This is a genomic window from Bombella sp. ESL0378, from assembly GCF_009725845.1.
Lineage (GTDB): Bacteria > Pseudomonadota > Alphaproteobacteria > Acetobacterales > Acetobacteraceae > Bombella > Bombella pollinis.
In genome coordinates, this window is the sequence record NZ_WNIF01000005.1 from 207,832 (window position 1) to 224,387 (window position 16,556).

A 16,556-nucleotide genomic window follows, 5' to 3' on the forward strand; every position below is an offset into this window, starting at 1 on the left:
GGGAAAAGACCATACTTGGGTAGCGTATTATAACTAAAATAAGTGGGTCTTTGGTCATTATATGGTTAAAGAGCTGCGGTGGGTTGCGCTATGCGTATAGGACTGTGTTGAGCGGCTTGCATCGGAATGATGTGGGATGGCTGTTCGTAGAACTTTGAGACGAGGAATACCGGTTTTGTCAGGATTGCGTACAAAAAGCTTTCGGCCAATGGCCGTTCGACTGGCTCTGCTGGCGTCTGTCTGTACGGCACCAACCCTGCTTAGTGCTGCACAGGCTGCGCCTCTGGGAGGTCATGGGCGTGGGGGGCATGCTCATCCCGTAGCGAATCAGGCCGAGCCGGGGGGGCTCGCCTTAGGGGGGATGATTCAGTCTATTGATGTTCGTGGGAATACGCGGATTGAGACCAGCACCGTCTTATCATATTTAGTGGTGCAGCCGGGCGATAGCTTTAACCGCGATGCTCTTAATCGCTCCTTAAAAACATTATACGCAACGGGTTTGTTTCGGGACGTTACTTTGCAGCGTCAAGGCAGCACGTTGATTGTCAATTTGGTAGAAAATCCGGTGGTGAATCGGATTGTTTTTGAGGGAAATCATACCCTCAAAGATGCTGATTTGAGAAAAGAGATTAGCTTGCGGACGCGTGCGGTCTTCTCAACACAAATTGTTGCCGCAGACCGTCAGAAGATTTTGAATATGTATGCTGCCCGTGCCCGCTACGGGGCAACGGTGGTCCCGCAAGTGATTCGGCTATCGCATAATCGTGTTGATGTCATTTTTAATATTAACGAAGCGCAGCAGACGCTAGTGCGGAAAATCTCCTTTGTGGGGAATAATACCTATAGCGAGGCTGTATTATCGCATGCGATCTCCTCCAAGGAATCTGCATGGTATCGCTTTTTCTCATCCTCTGATGAGTATAATCCAGAGCGCGTCCGGTATGATGCAGAGCTGTTAAGGCGGTTCTATTTGCATAATGGTTTTGTGGATTTTCATCTTGTTGATTCCACAGGCGAGTTATCACCGGATCATAAGAGTTTCTATATCACCTTCACGATCCATGAGGGACCACGTTATAAGCTGAATAAGATTGGCGTGCGCTCTAATGTGCATCATGTCACCCCAGAGATGGTGAAGAAGCATATCGAGGTTTATAAAAACCAGTATTATGACGGCACAGCCGTGCAAGATAATGCGACCGATATGCAGGAATGGTTGCAGGCAAACGGTCATCCCTTCGCGATGGTCCGTCCAGAGATTGCACGCAACCCAGAAAAGAAGGTGGTTGACCTCCTTTTTGATATTGTGGAAGGTCCACATGTTTATGTGGAGCGGATTGATATCAACGGCAATACTGTCACGCGTGACCATGTCATCCGCCGTAATCTGCCTATGGTCGAGGGGGATGCTTATACGCCCTTCAACCGCAAATATACAAAGATGGCCCTGCAAGATATGGGCTATTTTAGCAGTACAAATGTGGATCAAAGCCAAGGCTCTGCTCCAGATAAGGTTAATGTCAGTGCTAATGTGGTGGAGAAGCCAACAGGGGAGTTCTCCCTTGGTGGTGGGTACTCGACAGATGCCGGTGTGATGGGGAATGTGGGCCTCAAGCAGCATAACCTTTTAGGGACAGGTGTGGATGCTGGGTTCTCCGGTACGGTTGCGTATTACGAGAAGCAGGCGGATTTGTCTTTTACAGACCCTTACTTTTTAGGGCGTAACTTTGTTGCTGGGTTTGATATTTATACGGTTCAGAATAATTATCAAACGTATCAGAGCTATAATGAGGGGCAGTATGGTGCCTCCATCCGTCTAGGCTACGCTTATAACCGCTATCTTTCCCAATCGTGGACTTACACGGTGGTGGATCGTCATGTGGGTAATGGCGTGCCGAATCAAGATTATGCAGGGTGGCAGGATGATACGCCTTCTGTCTATGTGCGTAATGCGGCGGGTTGGTCTCTGCTATCGCAGATTGGTACTACGATTACATATGATCGGCGCGATAACCGCATGAACCCACGCTCTGGTTATGTTGTGAGCGCGGGCGGGGAGTTTGCTGGCTTAGGGGGTAATGAGAAATATTACCGCGTAAAGGCAAATGGTGCGTATTATGTACCGTTGGATGATTTGACAGGAACGCATAATTGGGGCCTCCAATTTAAAGGTGGCGTGGGTTATATGCATGACTGGAGCTCTAGCGGGGATAGAAACATCGTTGATAACTTCTATCTCGGTGGTGAGAATCTGCGCGGCTTCCTGCAAGGTGGTGTGGGGCCGCGTAGCTCCCACTATCCTGCACCCTGTCATCCAACCGCAGCGAATAATACGCTCGCACAAGCGCGTAATGGTTATTGCCCCGGTGCTGGGCAGGATGACCTGTTAGGGGGTACTTTCATGTACACAGCCTCAGCGCAGGTGAACTTCCCGCTGCCATTTGGCGAGAGTCTCGGTATTTCTGGGCGTGGCTTTATTGACGCAGGTAGCCTCTCTGGCAAGCGCGTGAAGGACCGTAGCCATTATCGTAATTTTAATGACCCCTATTATACGCCAATCGGTGGTAGCACGATGACGCCGCGTGTCTCTGGTGGTTTGGGGATTTCATGGAAAAGTCCTTTCGGATTGGTTAATATTGATGGTGCTGTGCCGATTCGGCGTGAGAGAGGGGACCGCCTGTATCCAATTCGCTTTGGCTTTGGGCAGCAATTTTAAAATCTGTTGAGCAGTCTTTTCGTTACGCTAGGACTTTTTGAATAAGAGGGTTTCATGTCACGCTTTTCCGTCTCTTTGATGCTCGCCAGCACGGTGGCTCTTTTGCCGCTAGGGCAGGCTGTTGCTGCTGACAATAATGGAAGTGGGGCATGGTTCGTGCCGAAGGCGGCTCAGCCAGCCACCCCAGCAGTGCATCACCATGCTGCGGCGGCTCCTACGGTGCCTGTGGCTTCACAAAATGCCGCTGGTGTGGATGATGGAGCCTCTGATGAAGGTGAGGGTGATGCACCACAGCAGGCCCCGGCTATTTTGCCACTTCCTGCTGTGCCTAGCTCACCAGCTGTTCCACGGGAGGATGCTCCACCACCGCTTACATTGGGGTTGATTAGTGTCCAAGGTGTGATGCAGCTTTCTACAGCAGCGCAAGAGATGCAGCAGGTCCTTGGGGCACGGCGTGATCGCCTCGCACAGCAGGTCCAAAAGGAAGAAGCGGCATGGCGGGAGGAGCAGCAGAAGCTCCAAGTGCAAGCGCGTAGTCTGACATCCGACCAACTTCAGCTGCGTGTACGGCATTTGCAAGAACGCCGCGCGAAGGATCAGCATGATTTTGGCAATCAAGCACGAATCATTCAAGAGGCTTATCAAGTGGCCTTCCATCAGATTGAGCGGGTGTTGGAGCAACGCGATGGCATTATTGCCAAGGTTGCGGCTGCCCATGGCATGAATCTCATCCTCCATGCGGAGCAGGCAGTTCTTCATGTTGATGGTCAGGATATTACCGAGGAAGTGGCAGACCGCTTGAACAAGGTTTTGCCCCATGTGTTCATCCCTGCTGATGGTGTGGACCCGGAGGTTCTGGCAAAATCTGGTAAAATGCCGACTACTGCTGATGAGGAGCGTATGATGCAGGCTGCACAGCAACCACCTGCACCTGCGCAAACACCAGCAGCAGGCTCTGTAGTGCGGCGTCACTAAAACCAGAGGGCGGTGGCCATGGTGGCGGATGCACAGAAAACACAATTACCGGGTGATTCTCGTTTCTTCACGCGTGCTGGGCCGTTTTCTCTAGATGAGTTGGTGAAGGCCACCGGGGCGGAGGCAACGGGTCCTGCTGGGGGAGGAACCCTCTTTGAGGGGGTCGCTCCGCTCCATGCAGCCGGGCCGCAGCATGTTAGTTTTTGTGATAACCGCCGTTATCTGCCTTTGTTAGAGAAAACGGGGGCGGGTCTGGTCGTGCTAGGGCCTGCTTTTGTTGATAAAGTGCCTGAGGGCTGTACCGCGCTGGTGAGTCGTGAGCCTTATTTGCTCTGGTCCCGTGTTGCGCGTTTATTCCATCCTTTACCGCCTGTTCAAGCCAAACGGCATCCTACTGCCGTTATTGGGCAGGATGTTACGATTGGGGAGCGGGTGGAGATAGGGCCGTTCGCTGTTATTGGTGATGGGGTGAGCCTTGGGGATGGCTGTGTGGTTGGCGCGCATGCCTCGGTGGGCGACCATGTTGTTATAGGGGCAGGGTGCCGGATTGGGGCGCATGTTTCACTTAGCCACGCCTTGTTGGGGGAGCGCGTGGTTTTGTATCCCGGTGCGCGGATTGGGCAAGATGGTTTTGGCTTTGCCGTGGGGCCGGAAGGGTTTGAGACGGTCCCGCAGCTAGGTCGTGTTGTGCTGGGTGATGGTGTTGAGGTTGGAGCGAACTCAACTATTGATCGTGGATCAATGCGTGACACGGTGATTGGGGCGGGGACACGCATCGATAATCTGGTGCAAATAGGCCATAATGCACAGCTTGGCCGTTGCTGTATTGTTGTGTCCCAAGCGGGTGTATCTGGGTCCACCGTGATTGAGGATTTCGTAACGATTGCCGCGCAGGCGGGTCTGATTGGCCATATTCATATTGGCCGTAAGGCGCGGATTGGTGCGCAATGCGGCGTTATGAATGATGTGGAAGCGGGGGCCGATGTGATTGGTAGCCCCGCGATGCCTTTCCGAGAGTTTTTTCGCAATGTGGCGACATTAAGGAAGTTGTCGCGCAAATAACATTCCCGGATTGGTTTTTGGGGATTTTTTTGGTAAAAGGGGCAAAGATTGCTCCCTTCATCCTAAGGTGATGAGGGCTGGTCGCGTTTTGTCAAAAAAATCCGGGAGATGAAATAGGTGGGAGAGGCTGCTGAGCAGACACATCAAGTGCCAGAGAGCGTTGATGTCATGCAGATTATGAAGGCGATTCCGCATCGCTATCCTTTCCTCTTGCTGGACAAGATGGAAGACATTGAGGCAGGGGAATCCGCTGTCGGCATTAAGAATGTGACAGTTAATGAACCTTTCTTTCAGGGGCATTTCCCGGCGCGGCCTGTTATGCCAGGTGTTCTCATCATTGAGGCCATGGCGCAAACAGCGGCAACCTTGGTGGTGCTAACCCTCGGGAAGGCTTTCGAGGGGAAGTTGGTTTATTTCATGACGGTGGAGAACGCGAAGTTCCGCCGTCCTGTTGGTCCGGGCGACCAGTTGCGGATTCATGTTAAAAAAGAGCGCGCACGGGGGACTGTGTGGCGTTTTCGTGGGGTGGCAAAGGTTGATGATGTCGTTGTGGCTGAGGCATCATTCAGCGCGATGATTGTGGACTGACTTTGATGCCAGAACCGGGACATCTCCCTAAAAAGACGGAGATTCACCCCACCTCCTTTGTGGACCCACAAGCGACTTTAGGCCGAGGGGTACAGATAGGCCCTTGGTGTGTGGTGGGTCCGCATGTGCGTATGGGCGATGATGTCCGCCTGCATGCGTCTGTTATGATAGAGGGGCATACTGTTGTGGAGGAAGGGGTGGAGATTTATCCCTTCACGACAGTGGGGTATCCCCCGCAAGACTTAAAATATAAAAATGAGCCGACACGGTGCCATATTGGGGCGCGGACCATCGTGCGGGAGAGTGTCACAATTCATCGTGGTACAGCCCAAGGCGCGGGGGAGACCCATATCGGGCGAGATTGTCTCATCATGGCCAATGCCCATATCGCGCATGATTGTGTGTTGGGTGATGGTGTTATCATTGTCAATAATGTGGTGATGGGCGGTCACGTGATTATTGGGGAGCAAGCACGCATTATGGGATCGGCTGCGTTGCATCAGTTTGTCCGCATTGGCCGTGGGGCCGTTGTGGGGGGGCTGTGCGGTGTGGAGATGGATGTTATCCCCTATGGGAGTGTTTTAGGTAACCGTGCTCGTCTCGTAGGGCTTAATTGGGTAGGGCTGAAACGTGCGGGGGTGGATGCAGGGGAAATCCAGAAGATGCGCCTCGCTTTTCGGGAATTATACCCTCGTATTCGTGGAGGGGACGCCCTTTTAGGGGAGCGTGTGAAGGCTGTTCGCCAAAAATATGGGCATATTGAGCGTGTGGCGGAGATGCTCCACTTTATGGAGGCCCCAACGCGCCGCGGTCTGACCCGCCCGGGGAGAGGGGCTGCGTGGGAAAAGGATGATGAGGGGTGATCCAGCAAGAGCGGGTTGGGATTTTAGCCGGTGGTGGTCCCTTGCCTGCTCGTGTTGCTGCGGCCCTACGCCAGCAAGGGCGTGAGCCGTTTCTTATCGGTTTTCAAGATTTTGTAGATGAGGCGTTGCTTACGCCCTACCCTCATGAGGTTATACGCCTCGGTGAGGCTGGGGCGATTCTGCGCGCTTTGAGGGCGCAGCATTGCCGAGAGCTTGTTTTAATAGGCCCAATTAAGCGACCCTCATGGCGGGCTTTACGGCCTGATGCAGAGGGGATGCGCTTGATAGGCCGGTTAGGCCGTGCCCTCTTTGCGGGGGATGATGGCCTTCTTGCTGCGATTGTACGCCTATTGGAGGAGGAAGGCTTTCGCATCCGTGGGGCGCATGAGTTTCTCACACCGTCATGTTGCCAGAAGGGAGCATGGGGCAGGTTTCAGCCTGATGAACAAGCGTTAGCGGATATAAAGCAAGCGGTGCATATTTTATCCGTGATGGGACCGCTAGATATTGGGCAGGGCTGTGTTGTTCAGCAAGGGCTGACCTTGGCGGTAGAAGCTCTGGAGGGGACGGATGCGATGCTCCAGCGTTGTGCGGCTTTGCAGCAGGAGGGGGCAGGCGGGGTGCTCGTTAAAATGCCCAAAGCGGGGCAAGAGCTGCGTGCTGATATGCCAACAATCGGTCCGATGACTCTTGTAAGGGCGGCAGAGGCTGGGTTGCGTGGGGTCGCTTTTCCCCCACAGCTGACCTTGGTGCTGGATGAGAAGCACTGTATAAAAGAGGCAGACCGTTTAGGATTATTTCTTTATGGCTTGGGGGCGGAAACACCCTCTTTATAGAGAGTAGGACGAAAGAGATATGAGCATTTATCTTCACACAATGGTTCGTGTACGTGACCTTGAGCGTAGTTTAAGCTTTTACCGGCTGCTAGGCATGCGTGAGCTGCGGCGGTTAGAAGTGCCAGAGGGGCGGTTTACGCTGGTTTATATTGGCTATGGCGGCAATGAGCATGGTGAAGCGGAAATTGAGTTCACCTATAATTGGGACCAAACAGAAGATTATACTCACGGCACGGGCTTCGGGCATTTTGCTGTTGGGGTGCCAAATGTTGCGGAGGCGGTAGAGGTTGTTCGCCAGGGAGGTGGGCGCGTTACGCGTGAGGCTGGGCCGATGGGCAATACGGGCATTGTGATTGCCTTCGTGCAGGACCCTGATGGCTATAAGATTGAGCTGATTGAGAAAGCTGACGCTCCGAAGCCTGCCTAAGTTCTAATGCCTTATAAGCAATGAGTGGGCATTGTAGGATTGACAGAGCAGGGCCAGCCCCTTAAAAGCCACCCCTAAGTGGAGGGGCGTTATTGGGTGCGTCCTGTTCTAAAACGTGCCATTGAGCATGTTCTAAAGATTAGAGGATAGAAAGAATGAAGCGCACATATCAGCCTTCCCGTCTGGTTCGTAAGCGTCGTCACGGCTTCCGTACACGCTCCGCTACTGTTGGCGGGCGTCGCGTGCTGGCTAACCGCCGTGCAAAAGGTCGTAAGAAGCTTTCTGCCTAATTATGGAGCGGCTTGACCGTCTCAAAAAGCGGTCGCAGTTTCTATATTTAGCCCGTAAGGGGCAGAAGGTCGTGTCTCCCGGTCTCATTGGGCAGGTTCTGCCGCGAGAGGGGGATGTGGGGGTGCGTGCTGGTTTTACCGTAACGAAAAAGGTCGGTAATTCTGTTGTGCGTAATCGCACCCGCCGCCGTCTGCGTGAGGCTTTACGTGTGAGCGTGAAGGAGGAGGGCTGCCCTCCTTCTGGTGACCTTGTTTTGATAGGCCGTGCTGCAACGAGGCAACGGCCTTTCTCTCTTTTAAAGAAAGATGTTCGGAAAGTCCTCCGCGCCTTAGAGGGTGAGGGGAGATGAGGCATGTGCTTAGTGTCTTTTTGGTCGGTTTAATAAAGCTGTACCAGATTTTGCTAGGGCCGCTTATGGGTGGGCGTTGTCGTTTTTACCCGTCTTGCAGTGCTTATGGTGAGGAATCGATACGCCGATATGGGCCGTTTTATGGCTCTTGGTTGACGATACGCCGTATTTTAAAATGTCATCCCTTTCATCCGGGGGGTGTGGATCATCCCCCTTAGCAGCCTATTTAATAAGGGCGGGATGGATAAAAAAATGAACCCGGCTATTGTTTTAGGGATGATTTTACGCCAGTGAAGGGCCATCTACCCTTCCAGTTCAACGAAAGAGCGGCTCTAGCCCGATGGAAAGTAGCAAAAGATTTATCCTCGCTTTTGGCTTATCAGCGTTAATTCTGATTGGCTTTAATTTTCTTGTGCCGCAGAAAGCGCATAAGCCAGAGGCCGCGCCCCCACCGGCTCCGGCCTCTGTTGTGGCGAATCAATCGCCCGCTGTTACGACTCCTATGGCCTCTCCGGCTGTGGCAGAGGCAGCACAGGACGACCACAAAGAGCATCGTCTAGCGGTGCGGAGTCCTGATGTGCAAGGCTCCTTCAATCTGCGCGGGGCGCGGTTGGATGATTTGGAGCTTACGCGCTATCGCGAAACGATCGCCCATGATAGTCCGCTCGTGCGGTTGCTGGATAAAGCAGGCAGCAAAATGCCGACCTATCTTGTGTTAGGCTGGCAGAATGGGGAGGGGGATAAAACCCGTGTGCCTGATGAGCAATCCCTCTGGCAGGTCGATGGTGGGCAGGAGGCCCTTACACCAGAGCAGCCCGTGACGCTTTATTGGGATAATGGCGCGAATGTGCGCTTCATTATTCATTTAGCGCAGGATCGTCACTATATGGTGACGGTACGGCAGGAGGTGGAGAATCACTCTGGCCAGCCTGTCTCACTTTATCCTTTCCAACGGATACAGCGTGATTATCTGCCGCAAAACACAGGCTCTTTAACAGAGTTTGAGGGCCTTGTTTCCGTCATGGAAAATGACCTGACACGCAATGGGTATAAAGACATTCGTGGTGATGCTGGCAAGCCGAATCATGTCTCGTGGGAGGCCACGAGCAAAGGTGGTTGGGGTGGCATTACGGATAAATATTGGTTAGCAGCCATCGGGGCGGATTCGGCTTTGCCTGTCCGTTTGCAAGAAAGTTATCTCCCACAGAGCGGCTCTTATCGCGCAACCTTTACCCCACAAGAGCCGATGGTCATTCAGGATGGTGCGCGGCTAGGGCAGGGGAGTTACCTCTTTGCTGGTGCGAAAGAACCCGGATTGCTGCGTTATTATGGCCGCAAGCTAGGTTTGCCCCGCTTTGATGATAGTATTGATTTCGGTTGGAGTGCTTTCTCCTACCTGAATAAGCCCATCCTTTTCGTGCTGCATTGGCTTTATATCCATATTGGTAATTTCGGCCTTGCTTTGATGGCTTTAACGCTGTTGGTGAAGATTGTTCTCTTTCCCTTGGCGTCTAAAGCGGCACAATCATCAGCACGTATGCGGCTCGTGGCCCCTAAAGTCACAGAGATACGGCAGAAATATAAAGATGACCCGGTGACGATGAATCAGAAGGTCATGGCCTTGTATAAGGAGGAGCAAATTAACCCGGTTGGGGGTTGTTTGCCGATGCTTATCCAAGCTCCTATCTTCTTCTGCTTGTATAAGATGCTGAATCTGAGCATTGATGAGCGGCACGCGCCCTTCTTTGGGTGGATTAAGGACCTCTCCGTCCCAGACCCAACAAATCTGTTTAACTTATTTGGTCTCTTGCCGTTTGACCCAACCCATATTTTCTCCTTCTTGCATCTTAGCGTCTGGGGAGCGGCATTGGGCATTACCTTCTGGCTGTTGCAGAAGCATAGCATGATTCAGATGGACCCAGCACAGGCACGGATTATGCAATTCATGCCGGTGGTGTATGTCTTTGTGATGTCGAGCTTTCCTGCTGGTCTGCTGGTTTATTATACATGGAACAACGTGCTGACCTTCCTCCAGCAGCATTATATCGAGCGGCGGACGGCCCTGCCTGTACCGTTGATGAAGCTGGGCGGGCGCGCTTTGCGTAAACGCTTTGGCAAGAAGAACGAGCCGTGATGCCACATCATATCCCTGCTCTGAGTGAGGAAGAACTTGAGGAAGGTCGGCGGCTTTTTGCAGGCCCTTGTGACTTCTTCTTCGGCGCGCAGACGATCGAGCAGCTTCCCCCGCCAGAGCGGGCAGAGGTGGCGTTTGCAGGACGCTCTAATGTAGGCAAATCCAGCATCATTAACGCTTTGACGGGGCGGCGGGCTTTGGCCCGTGCCTCATCAGAGCCGGGGCGGACAAAGCAGCTTAATTTCTTCGACCTCGGCGGGCGTCTTTCTTTGGTGGATATGCCGGGTTATGGCTTTGCTAAAGCCTCCAAAGCGGTGAAGGAAGATTGGCAGAGGACGATGTTCGCCTATTTGCGTGGCCGTCCGAATCTGGCCCGTGTGATTTTGCTGATTGATGGCCGGGTTGGCCTTAAAACCTCTGATAAAGAGGTTTGTGCCCTTTTGGATAAGGCGGCGGTTGTCTTTCAAATCGTGCTGACAAAATGCGATGCTTTATCCCCCACGGTTCTAACAGAGCGTGTGAAGGAAGTGGAAGCCTTGGCGAAAAGCCATGCGGCAGCCTTCCCCCATATTGTGGCGACAAGTAGTACAACTGCGTTGGGTATTGCGGAATTGCGTGGCATAATAGCGCAGTTTGCTGAACCCGCTATTGGGCGTCCTTGAAAAATAGTGTCTGAGAGTGAATGGTCATGTCTTCTTCATCTTCCCCTCCTATGCCACTCCCGGAAGAATTTCTGGCGTCCGATAAATTAAGCGAGCAAGAGCAAGCGGCTATTCTTGCAGGGGCTTTGCCTTATCTGCGTCGCTATGCCGGTGATACTATTGTGGTGAAATATGGCGGCCATGCAATGGTTGAGAATGACCTTGCCGCGACATTTGGGCGCGATATTGCCTTGCTCAAGCTTGTGGGGATTAACCCCATCGTGGTGCATGGCGGGGGGCCGCAAATTAACGCTATGATGAAGCGTCTGGGGGTTGAATCCCAGTTCGTGGATGGGCTGCGCGTGACAGACCGTGAGATGATTGATGTCATCGAGATGGTCCTCTCCGGTACGGTCAATAAGCAAGTGGCAGACCTTATCAGCCATGCAGGGGCCTTGGCCGTTGGGATTTCCGGCCGGGATGGGCGTTTGATTCAGGCCGAGCGGTTAGTCCATTATCGCCGGGGTGATGCGGCACATCAGGAGGCTATAGACCTCGGCTTTGTCGGCACGCCTGTGCGGGTGGAGCCGCGCGTTCTTTATGCGCTTTTAGGGGCGGGGGTGATTCCCGTTGTTGCTCCTTTAGGGGCCGGTAAGGAAGGCGAGATTTATAACATTAATGCCGATACAGCCGCCGGGGCCGTAGCGGGGGCTGTGCGGGCCTCTCGTCTATTGATGCTGACCGATGTACCCGGTGTTTTGGATGAGCATGGTAAGCGCATTGAGGAGCTTACCGCAGCAGAGGCACGCCGGCTTATTAAAGAGGGGCATATCACAGGCGGGATGATTCCGAAGGTGGAGACATGCCTTAAAGCCGTGCAAGCAGGGGCTAAGGCTGCGGTTATTTTGGATGGTCGCGTGCCTCATACATGCTTGCTAGAGCTGTTTACCCGCGCCGGACCGGGCACGCTCATCACGGCAGAATGAGGAAAAGGGCACGCTATTTGCCCTCATGATGGTTGTTAAAAAGGAATGAATTATGGACCACGCAACGCTGCGTAAGCATGTAGAAACTTTGTGGGAGGACCGTGCAAGCCTCTCTCCTCAAACCAAAGGGGAGGCGCGCGATGTCGTAGAGGCTGCTCTGGCAGGGTTGGATAACGGGACCTTCCGTGTTGCAGAGCAAAAGGGCGAGGAGCGTATTGTTCATGAATGGCTGAAGAAGGCCGTTCTTATGTCCTTCCGTCTTTATGAGTCCGAGCCTATGGCTTATGGCTGTGGTGGTGCCCCGGGCTTTGATAAAGTGCCGCTCAAATTTGCTGGTTGGGGCAAGGCTGAGTTCGAGAAAGCAGGCTTCCGCGCTGTACCGGGGGCTGTTGTACGGCGTTCGGCTTATATTGCGCCGGGTGTGGTTTTGATGCCCAGCTTCGTTAATCTCGGTGCCCGTGTGGAAAGCGGCACAATGGTTGATACATGGGCCACAGTGGGCTCCTGCGCTCAAATTGGGAAGAACTGCCACATTAGTGGTGGGGCAGGGATTGGCGGGGTGCTGGAACCCCTCCAAGCCGCACCGGTGATTATTGGGGATGATTGCTTCATCGGCGCACGCTCTGAGGTGGCTGAGGGCGTCGTGGTCGAGCGTGGCTCTGTTCTCTCCATGGGGGTTTTCCTTGGGGCCTCCACGAAGATTGTGGATCGCACAACAGGTGAGATTCATATGGGCCGTGTCCCGGCTTACTCTGTTGTTGTGCCGGGTACATTGCCACCCAAGACACCGGGTGGGCCTTCTTTAGCTTGCGCGGTCATCGTGAAGCGTGTGGATGAGCGGACACGCTCTAAAACATCCATCAATGAGCTCTTGCGCGACTGAGTGACCTTATGAGCCTGTCATCTTCCCTGCGGGACCCGCTTGCCCTTTTGCAGGCCCTTCTTCGTTGTCGTTCTGTTACCCCGGCTGATGACGGAGCTTTGGGCGTCGTGGCAGAGGCGTTGGAGATGATGGGCTTTACCGTCAGAAGGTTGGCCTTTGGCCCTAAGGGGGAGGAGACCCCCAATCTTTATGCGCGGTTAGGGGAGGGTCGTCCCTGCCTTTGCTTTGCTGGTCATACAGATGTTGTGCCCCCCGGTGAGGGGTGGAGCAGCGACCCATTTGCGGGGGAGGTGCGCGAGGGTCGTATTTATGGCCGTGGTACAGCGGATATGAAAGGCGGTGTAGCGGCCGCTCTGGCCTCTGTAGCGCGCCGGCTGGAGGCCGGGCCTCTTAAAGGAAGCCTTGCCTTCCTGATTACAGGGGATGAGGAAGGCCCCGCGCATTACGGCACACGCTCCGTGTTGGAGTGGATGCAAGAGCAGGGGGAACAGCCTGATTTCTGCCTCCTGGGTGAGCCGACCAACCCAACAGAGATGGGGGAGGTGATTAAGATTGGCCGCCGTGGCAGCATGAATGCCGTCATTACGGTGCGTGGGGTGCAGGGGCATGTGGCCTATCCACATTTGGCAGATAACCCCACCCATCGGCTTGTGAAGATTTTAAGTGACCTAACAGCGCGTGTGCTGGACCAAGGCAATGAGTGGTTCGCGCCCTCATCTTTGCAAATTACCAGCATTGATGTCGGTAATTCTGCAACGAATGTGATTCCCGCTACGGCACAAGCGCGGGTGAATATTCGCTTTAATGACCTCCATACGGGGGAAAGTCTTTCGGGCTGGATAGAGGATGTTGTGGCGTGCCATACAGCGCATGGCACGGTGGATGTCTCCATCAGTGGGGAAGCCTTTCGCACTATAGCGGGGGCGGAGGTAGAGCATCTCTCCCAAGCGGTGGAGGCTGTAACAGGGCGGACGCCGAAGCTCGATACTGGCGGGGGCACGTCCGATGCCCGTTTTATCACGCATTGCTGCCCTGTGGCGGAGTTCGGTCTCGTGGGGGCAACGATGCATAAATGTGATGAGCATGTCTCCCTCGCTTCATTGGAGGAGCTAACCCAGATTTACGGGGAGTTCATGCAGCGTTTTGGTGTTTAAGCGGGTGGGGCGTTAAGGATAGCCTGCCCCGCGCTATAGATATGATACAAGCTGCTAGCGGGCATATGGTCCGTTGCGCTGTTGCCTGCTTCATCTAGCCGGTCAATCCACCCACCAAAGAGCGTAGTAGGCGCGTATTGGGTGAAGAAAAGTTGGCTCATACGACATAGACGTTGATACCGCGTAGCAGGATCAGCGGGCGCGTGTTGAGCGAGCAGGCGCATCATCTCCGTTTGGGGCCAGATGCGTGTTGTGGCCTCTAGTAGGGTACCATCATCATATAACGCATCGGGCAGGAGTGGACCGGGAACAGTTTGGTGGAGGCGGTCATAGAGCTTATGTTGGGCCTTGCGTGCAGCAGTGGCGTGCGCACCTGTTGGGGCAAGACGATGATACTCTCCTAACAGCCAGCACCATTCGGCTTGATGGCCGGGTTCGACACGATTGCGCCCATAGGGTTCTTCTGGCGTCCAAGCGGGGGTAAAGAACTCCAACAGCGCATCTGTCCCTTGAGGAATGAAGGCGCGCAGGGCCAGAGCCAGAATAGCTTCTGCATGATGGAGAAAAACCTCCCTTTGTGAGACCTCAAAAAGGGTCAGGCAGGCTTCCAGAAGATGCATATGCGGGTTTTGGGAATGTCGCTCAGAGAGGGCAGGAATAGCGTCACGATACCCCCCTTGAGGGGATGGAAAGAGGGCATCAATCTCAGCAAGGCTTTCCTCAGCTATGGTAAGGAGGGCTGTATCCCCGCTAAGGCGATAGGCCCATCCATGGGCAAAGAGGATGAAAGCATGGCCGTAAAGGTCGCGCTTGGTGTCAGAGGGGGCAAGGTCCGGCCCTAAAGCAAAGACCCATCCCGCTTGACCATCAGCACGATGATAGCGTTTGGTGAGTTGTGCCAAACAGGCCAAAGCGCGTTCTCCTGCTTTATAATGGCCGTTTAAAGCCGCTTGGCAATAAGTCGCAACCTGACGTGCTTGGACCATCAAACGGCGATGAGGGAGGGGGATGGGAGCTCCTGCAAAGGTGAGGCGTTCATGATACAAGCCAGCTTGTTCATCAAAACCAGCTTGGTTCCAGAGGGGTAGGGCCTTCTGGCATAACCATGAGTGCCATTGTGTTTGCTCTGTTGTGAGAGACGGCATTAGGGAACGTCCTTTAAAGGGTGCGTGTCATCCATGATTTTAACGATGCGGCTTGTGGAATGGCCATCTAGCAGTGGAGCAAGGCAGACCCGTCCGCCATAGGCCTTGACGAAATCTCCCCCTACGACTTCATCCTCTTTGTAATCAGCCCCTTTAACGATGATGTCCGGTTTAAGGGCGGTAATGGTCTCAAGGGGGGTGTCCTCATCAAATAGAACAACAAGATCGACATGGCGTAGGGCGCGTATAACCGTTGCGCGGGCTTGCTCATGCTGCAAAGGCCGCCGTGGACCTTTGAGCCGTTTGATAGAAGCATCGCTATTGAGGGCTACAATGAGTTTATCACCTTGCCCTGCAGCATATTGAACAAGGGCAACATGGCCGGGATGGAGCAAGTCAAAACAGCCATTCGTAAAGACGACCGAAGCCCCATGACGCTTCCACGTCTCCACAATCGCACAGGCATCAGTAAGAGGGAGGTAAGAGCCGTTATCGGCAATTTCCGCGAGGAGATGCTGATGCAATTCCTCATGCGTCACATAGGCTGTGCCTAATTTGCTCACCGCAATAGCGGCGGCTGTGGTAGCCATAGTGACCGCACTGGGGAGGGCATGACCATCGGCCAACGCGCAGGCGATTGTGGCGATGACCGTATCGCCCGCGCCAGAGACATCATACACCTCTGAAGGATGAGCTTGGCAATGGAGGGGGGCGGCCTTTTGCTGCCAGAGGGTCATTCCTTTCTCGGAGCGTGTGAGGAGGATATCGCTACCTGTAAGAGGGGCTATGGCTGTGCAGGCTTGTTCAATCTCTGCCTCCTCATCTAAGGCCCATTCATGTCCAGTAGGCGGGCGGATAGAGGCGGTTTTTAACGCGGTGCGCAATTCTTGCCGGTTGGGTGTTAAAAGGCTTGCCCCGCGATAGGCGGATATATCAGCCCGTTTAGGGTCCACTAAGATAGGAATGTCCCGTGCGCGAGCGGCGGCAATAACATGTTGCAGCACATAATCAGACAGCACACCCTTGGCGTAGTCGGAGCAAATGAGGATGCGGCTTGTCTCTAACGCGGTGAGCGTTGCAGCAATGAGGGCATCCTCAACCGCACGGGGGAAGGGGTTCAGTTTCTCTTGGTCTAAGCGAACAATTTGTTGCCGCCCGCTAAGAACACGGGTTTTGGTAATGGTTGTCCAGTTAGGATCGGTGATAAGGCCCGTTAAAGCGATGTCCGACCATTGTGCTAGGGCCTGACGGAGTGTTTCTGCCGCAGGGTCCTTGCCTACAACCCCGATGAGATGGACCGGATGGCCAAGAGCCGCTGCATTCACCGCGACATTTGCGGCCCCACCGGGGGTTACATGCTCTTGAGTGTGCAATAAGACGGGGACGGGGGCCTCTGGGGAGATGCGATTGACCTCACCGCTAATATATTGGTCTAAAAGCAGGTCGCCCAGAATGGTGATGGTGCGGGTTGTTACAGGCTTGGACAAAATACATACCCCTTCATAG

General features: G+C 53.9%; 17 protein-coding genes. 15 read left to right on the top strand and 2 right to left on the bottom strand.

Translation table 11 applies throughout. The annotated features are described in order from the left end of the window. Window positions 1-208: 208 nt before the first annotated feature. The 15 genes from bamA (at window position 209) to dapE (ending at window position 13,905) form a co-directional block, all read left to right on the top strand. A complete protein-coding gene (gene bamA, locus GM556_RS02555) occupies window positions 209-2,716 on the top strand; it encodes an outer membrane protein assembly factor BamA (protein ID WP_155572946.1) in 2,508 nt (835 codons plus the stop codon). Window positions 2,717-2,770: 54 nt separating this feature from the next. Further along, window positions 2,771-3,691, top strand: a complete 921-nt coding sequence (locus tag GM556_RS02560; RefSeq protein WP_155572947.1) for an OmpH family outer membrane protein — start codon at window positions 2,771-2,773, stop codon at window positions 3,689-3,691. 18 nt (window positions 3,692-3,709) lie between these two features. Beyond that, a complete protein-coding gene (lpxD, locus tag GM556_RS02565; RefSeq protein WP_155579167.1) occupies window positions 3,710-4,753 on the top strand; it encodes a UDP-3-O-(3-hydroxymyristoyl)glucosamine N-acyltransferase in 1,044 nt (347 codons plus the stop codon). A gap of 168 nt (window positions 4,754-4,921) precedes the next feature. Next, complete coding sequence (fabZ, locus tag GM556_RS02570) at window positions 4,922-5,341, top strand: 3-hydroxyacyl-ACP dehydratase FabZ (protein ID WP_155573491.1); 420 nt, start codon at window positions 4,922-4,924, stop codon at window positions 5,339-5,341. A gap of 5 nt (window positions 5,342-5,346) precedes the next feature. Further along, the gene (gene lpxA, locus GM556_RS02575) at window positions 5,347-6,204 is read left to right on the top strand and encodes an acyl-ACP--UDP-N-acetylglucosamine O-acyltransferase (protein ID WP_155579168.1); all 858 of its coding nucleotides are present in this window, start codon (window positions 5,347-5,349) and stop codon (window positions 6,202-6,204) included. Continuing rightward, window positions 6,201-7,040, top strand: coding sequence for an LpxI family protein (locus tag GM556_RS02580; RefSeq protein ID WP_370513573.1), 840 nt, complete (start codon window positions 6,201-6,203; stop codon window positions 7,038-7,040). The genes lpxA and GM556_RS02580 overlap by 4 nt, the downstream gene beginning before the upstream one ends. A gap of 19 nt (window positions 7,041-7,059) precedes the next feature. After that, window positions 7,060-7,467 (top strand): lactoylglutathione lyase, encoded by a 408-nt coding sequence (gene gloA / locus GM556_RS02585; RefSeq protein WP_155572950.1) that lies wholly within the window; start codon window positions 7,060-7,062, stop codon window positions 7,465-7,467. A 155-nt stretch (window positions 7,468-7,622) separates the two neighbouring features. Continuing rightward, on the top strand, window positions 7,623-7,757 hold the full coding sequence (rpmH, locus tag GM556_RS02590) for a 50S ribosomal protein L34 (protein ID WP_018979184.1): 135 nt from the start codon (window positions 7,623-7,625) through the stop codon (window positions 7,755-7,757). After that, window positions 7,757-8,107 (top strand): ribonuclease P protein component, encoded by a 351-nt coding sequence (rnpA, locus tag GM556_RS02595; protein ID WP_266137725.1) that lies wholly within the window; start codon window positions 7,757-7,759, stop codon window positions 8,105-8,107. Before rpmH ends, rnpA begins: the two co-directional genes overlap by 1 nt. Further along, entirely contained in the window at window positions 8,104-8,325 is a 222-nt protein-coding gene (gene yidD / locus GM556_RS02600; RefSeq protein ID WP_155572952.1) for a membrane protein insertion efficiency factor YidD, read from the top strand. The genes rnpA and yidD overlap by 4 nt, the downstream gene beginning before the upstream one ends. Before the next feature lie 122 nt (window positions 8,326-8,447). Further along, a complete protein-coding gene (gene yidC / locus GM556_RS02605; RefSeq protein ID WP_155572953.1) occupies window positions 8,448-10,241 on the top strand; it encodes a membrane protein insertase YidC in 1,794 nt (597 codons plus the stop codon). Then, window positions 10,241-10,903: a ribosome biogenesis GTP-binding protein YihA/YsxC gene (yihA, locus tag GM556_RS02610; protein ID WP_155579169.1), complete on the top strand. Its 663-nt coding sequence runs from the start codon at window positions 10,241-10,243 to the stop codon at window positions 10,901-10,903. The genes yidC and yihA overlap by 1 nt, the downstream gene beginning before the upstream one ends. Before the next feature lie 50 nt (window positions 10,904-10,953). Next, window positions 10,954-11,868: an acetylglutamate kinase gene (argB, locus tag GM556_RS02615; RefSeq protein ID WP_155579277.1), complete on the top strand. Its 915-nt coding sequence runs from the start codon at window positions 10,954-10,956 to the stop codon at window positions 11,866-11,868. A 52-nt stretch (window positions 11,869-11,920) separates the two neighbouring features. Then, window positions 11,921-12,751: a 2,3,4,5-tetrahydropyridine-2,6-dicarboxylate N-succinyltransferase gene (dapD, locus tag GM556_RS02620; RefSeq protein WP_155572955.1), complete on the top strand. Its 831-nt coding sequence runs from the start codon at window positions 11,921-11,923 to the stop codon at window positions 12,749-12,751. 8 nt (window positions 12,752-12,759) lie between these two features. Then, window positions 12,760-13,905 carry a succinyl-diaminopimelate desuccinylase gene (dapE, locus tag GM556_RS02625; RefSeq protein ID WP_155579170.1) on the top strand — a complete coding sequence of 382 codons (1,146 nt, stop codon included), beginning with the start codon at window positions 12,760-12,762 and terminating at the stop codon, window positions 13,903-13,905. Here dapE and GM556_RS02630 read toward each other — a convergent pair. After that, window positions 13,902-15,050: an AGE family epimerase/isomerase gene (locus tag GM556_RS02630; protein ID WP_155579171.1), complete on the bottom strand. Its 1,149-nt coding sequence runs from the start codon at window positions 15,048-15,050 to the stop codon at window positions 13,902-13,904. The two genes, dapE and GM556_RS02630, sit on opposite strands and share 4 nt — an antisense overlap. Beyond that, window positions 15,050-16,537, bottom strand: a complete 1,488-nt coding sequence (gene rfaE2 / locus GM556_RS02635; protein WP_155579172.1) for a D-glycero-beta-D-manno-heptose 1-phosphate adenylyltransferase — start codon at window positions 16,535-16,537, stop codon at window positions 15,050-15,052. The genes GM556_RS02630 and rfaE2 overlap by 1 nt, the downstream gene beginning before the upstream one ends. Window positions 16,538-16,556 lie beyond the last annotated feature (19 nt).

What these genes read in the sequence shown, in the direction of transcription:
- lpxA (WP_155579168.1), top strand. Translation starts at nt 5,347, where the DNA reads ATGCCAGAACCGGGACATCTCCCTAAAAAGACGGAGATTCACCCCACC.
- rpmH (WP_018979184.1), top strand. Translation starts at nt 7,623, where the DNA reads ATGAAGCGCACATATCAGCCTTCCCGTCTGGTTCGTAAGCGTCGTCAC.
- GM556_RS02630 (WP_155579171.1), bottom strand. Translation starts at nt 15,050, where the DNA reads ATGCCGTCTCTCACAACAGAGCAAACACAATGGCACTCATGGTTATGC.
- yihA (WP_155579169.1), top strand. Translation starts at nt 10,241, where the DNA reads ATGCCACATCATATCCCTGCTCTGAGTGAGGAAGAACTTGAGGAAGGT.
- yidD (WP_155572952.1), top strand. Translation starts at nt 8,104, where the DNA reads ATGAGGCATGTGCTTAGTGTCTTTTTGGTCGGTTTAATAAAGCTGTAC.
- dapE (WP_155579170.1), top strand. Translation starts at nt 12,760, where the DNA reads ATGAGCCTGTCATCTTCCCTGCGGGACCCGCTTGCCCTTTTGCAGGCC.
- dapD (WP_155572955.1), top strand. Translation starts at nt 11,921, where the DNA reads ATGGACCACGCAACGCTGCGTAAGCATGTAGAAACTTTGTGGGAGGAC.
- fabZ (WP_155573491.1), top strand. Translation starts at nt 4,922, where the DNA reads ATGCAGATTATGAAGGCGATTCCGCATCGCTATCCTTTCCTCTTGCTG.
- argB (WP_155579277.1), top strand. Translation starts at nt 10,954, where the DNA reads ATGCCACTCCCGGAAGAATTTCTGGCGTCCGATAAATTAAGCGAGCAA.
- lpxD (WP_155579167.1), top strand. Translation starts at nt 3,710, where the DNA reads ATGGTGGCGGATGCACAGAAAACACAATTACCGGGTGATTCTCGTTTC.
- gloA (WP_155572950.1), top strand. Translation starts at nt 7,060, where the DNA reads ATGAGCATTTATCTTCACACAATGGTTCGTGTACGTGACCTTGAGCGT.
- yidC (WP_155572953.1), top strand. Translation starts at nt 8,448, where the DNA reads ATGGAAAGTAGCAAAAGATTTATCCTCGCTTTTGGCTTATCAGCGTTA.
- bamA (WP_155572946.1), top strand. Translation starts at nt 209, where the DNA reads ATGGCCGTTCGACTGGCTCTGCTGGCGTCTGTCTGTACGGCACCAACC.
- GM556_RS02560 (WP_155572947.1), top strand. Translation starts at nt 2,771, where the DNA reads ATGTCACGCTTTTCCGTCTCTTTGATGCTCGCCAGCACGGTGGCTCTT.